Source organism: Blautia sp. ZXY-1-B12, from assembly GCF_056339915.1.
Map to the genome: position 1 here is coordinate 1 of NZ_JBWJVP010000118.1, position 2,581 is coordinate 2,581.

The following is a 2,581-nucleotide window of genomic DNA, read 5'->3' on the forward strand; positions in this document are numbered from 1 at the left end:
TTTGGTTAACCATAATAATATTATGTAATTTACACTGTAGCAAAACCTATCAGTTGCGGCAGAGTACCACGTCCATAGGATACAATCTTGTTATACCGCATGGGGTGGAGACTTCATGACCGTTAACTGGATATCAAGAATCCCAACGTTATCTTATATGGAAATGGGATTTCCCCGATTAAAAAATCCCCGCAGAGGAAACTTGATGTTTTTTCCGCGGAGATATAATGTATTTCCAATTACTTTTTCGGTTTTGACAGGATCAACTGGAAATCTTCTGCATCAATCAGAGCCAGTACTTTCTTTACAAACTGTGTGGAAACCAGCTCTGTGATTTCATGGCCTTCTGTTTGAAGCTGATCGATCTTAACGATTTCCAGATTGTACTTAGAAATATCTTTTTCTTCGAGCGGGGAGTGGAAGGTTTTTGTACCATTAATATCGTAGAACAGGTAGTAATGATATTCCGGGTGGTTTTTGTCTTCCACATCTCCAAACCATACTTCTCTGTCTTCTTCTGGATCAAAGAAACAGTTCTCCCACACGAAATTTTTTAAGTTTTTCCGGTATTCTGGTTCATAGTCGTAGATACGGATCCGTTTGTATCCAATAAACTCCTTATGGATACAGGTTGGTTCCAGAACAGAAAGCAGCTTTTCCTTCTGGGAATAGTATTCTTCTTTCATTACCTGACAGTGATCAATATTCCCGTACTTGTCATAAGCATAGCGATTTCCGCGATAATACTGACGGTATCCTCTCTCCTTGTCCCGGTAATTCTTTGCCCGCTTGTTGACACTGTACAGGCAGTCCAAGAGCATACTTTCTGTAATATTTTTTTTCTTGAGATTATCGGTGTATTCTTTTGGCGTTCTCATTTGCATCCTCTTTTCTTATCTTAGAAATTCTTGTACGATCAGCATAATTCATTTCAAAGAGAGAATGTTTTCGTACGAAAAAAACACTGTTGAAGACTTCAGGTGTTGTATGCTCTAAAAGACTTCTTAATCAAGCGGTTAGGAAGTCTCTTTAGAACACACAACCTAAAACCGAAGAAAGGAGCGCAAGTTATGAAAAAAAATGAGAAAATCACAGCTCTGTATGAACGACTGAGCCGTGATGACTTTGGCAAAGATGATGACCAGCAGCGTGAGAGCAACTCTATTTCCAATCAAAAGGCTATGTTGGAGGAGTTCGTCGCACGGCAGGGCTTTACAAACATTGTCCATTTCACGTACGATGGCATTAGCGGCACCTGCTTTGACCGTCCCGGATTTTTGGCAATGATGAAAGAAGTGGAAGCCGGGAATGTGGAGTATCTGTGTATCAAGGACATGAGCCGCATGGGTCGTGACTATCTGAAAGTAGGTCAGATTATGGAAATTCTGCGTCAGCGTGGCGTTCGCTTTATCGCCATCAATGACGGTATGGACAGTGCCAGAGAGGACGATGATTTTACCCCTTTCCGCAACATCATGAACGAGTATTATGCCAGAGACACCAGCCGTAAAATCCATTCCACTTTCCAGTCCAAAGGTAAGTCCGACTTGAAGCGGAAAGCCAGCGGAGCGCAGAAGCGATACGAGGACAAAATCAAGAAGAGAAAAAAGGCGGAAATCGAAGCCAAGAAAGCCGCCATTCGTGCGGAGGACATTGCATAGGGCGTGTTCGTTCCTGTCAGCATTTTACCGCAGAGTGAGCCGATGAAAGGGGTACAAACAGCATGAATATCACTTACACACAGAATGGAGATTATCTTATCCCGAACATCGTTATCCGCAAGACCAAGCCCCTCGGACACTACGGCAGACTTCGCAAGGCGTCACCGCCCGATACTGTTCAATGAGCTGGTGCTATCCGACAAGCTCTTTGAGCATTGCGCCGAAATTGACGAAACAGCACGAAACCGCATAGAGCTGATTGTGCGGTCACTGGCAGAGGAAGTTGTGAAAGCGGAATTGATTTATGATTGAGCGAGGAAGTCCGGGCAGAAAACTGTTCGGACTTTTCTCATATCTCACAAAAGTTGAGGTAGAATTGTTCACAAGTTTTATGGTATAATTTGAACACGAAATTGAGCAACAAATTTATAAAGGAGAATATGGATGAAGCTGTTTTTATGTTCGCACTTTTCAAGTGTAGGAAGTTTGATAAAAGAAGAAATTGATAACAAAAAAGTCGCATTTATTCCAACAGCATCGCTGCGTGAAGGCTACACCGGTTATGTTGGCTCGGCTCGAAAGCTATTTAATAAACTGGGAGCAACCGTAACTGAAATTGATATTTCAACGGAGGCTTATTCAACGATACAATCGGTTTTTGAAGATGCGGACGTGATATATTTTACTGGTGGAAATTCTTTCTTCCTTATGGACCAGCTCCGTAAAACGGGAACGAATGAGCTGTTGAAGAAAGAATTGGCAAAGGGAAAACTGATGATCGGTGAATCGGCAGGTGCGATTATATGCGCTCCTACCATCCAATATATTGAACAAATGGATGAAAAGCCGGAGGACTACTCACAAGAAGATGATGTAGGGCTTGATTTGATTGATTTCTATGTTCTTCCGCATTATCTTAC

2 protein-coding genes and 2 pseudogenes are annotated in these 2,581 nt (G+C 42.2%); 3 read left to right on the forward strand and 1 reads right to left on the reverse strand.

The window, feature by feature from the left end; all coding sequences use genetic code 11:
- Positions 1-239 precede the first annotated feature (239 nt).
- Positions 240-878: a hypothetical protein gene (locus AC075L_RS06990; protein ID WP_476387425.1), complete on the reverse strand. Its 639-nt coding sequence runs from the start codon at positions 876-878 to the stop codon at positions 240-242.
- Between the two features lie 98 nt (positions 879-976).
- Between AC075L_RS06990 and AC075L_RS06995 the strand changes: the two are divergent.
- The 3 genes and pseudogenes from AC075L_RS06995 to AC075L_RS07005 form a co-directional block, all read left to right on the forward strand.
- A pseudogene (locus AC075L_RS06995) lies at positions 977-1,544 on the forward strand (recombinase family protein); the annotation flags it as partial.
- A gap of 179 nt (positions 1,545-1,723) precedes the next feature.
- A pseudogene (locus AC075L_RS07000) lies at positions 1,724-1,973 on the forward strand (TnpV protein).
- Positions 1,974-2,105: 132 nt separating this feature from the next.
- A partial coding sequence (locus AC075L_RS07005) for a Type 1 glutamine amidotransferase-like domain-containing protein (RefSeq protein WP_476387426.1) occupies positions 2,106-2,581 on the forward strand: 476 nt, incomplete at its 3' end.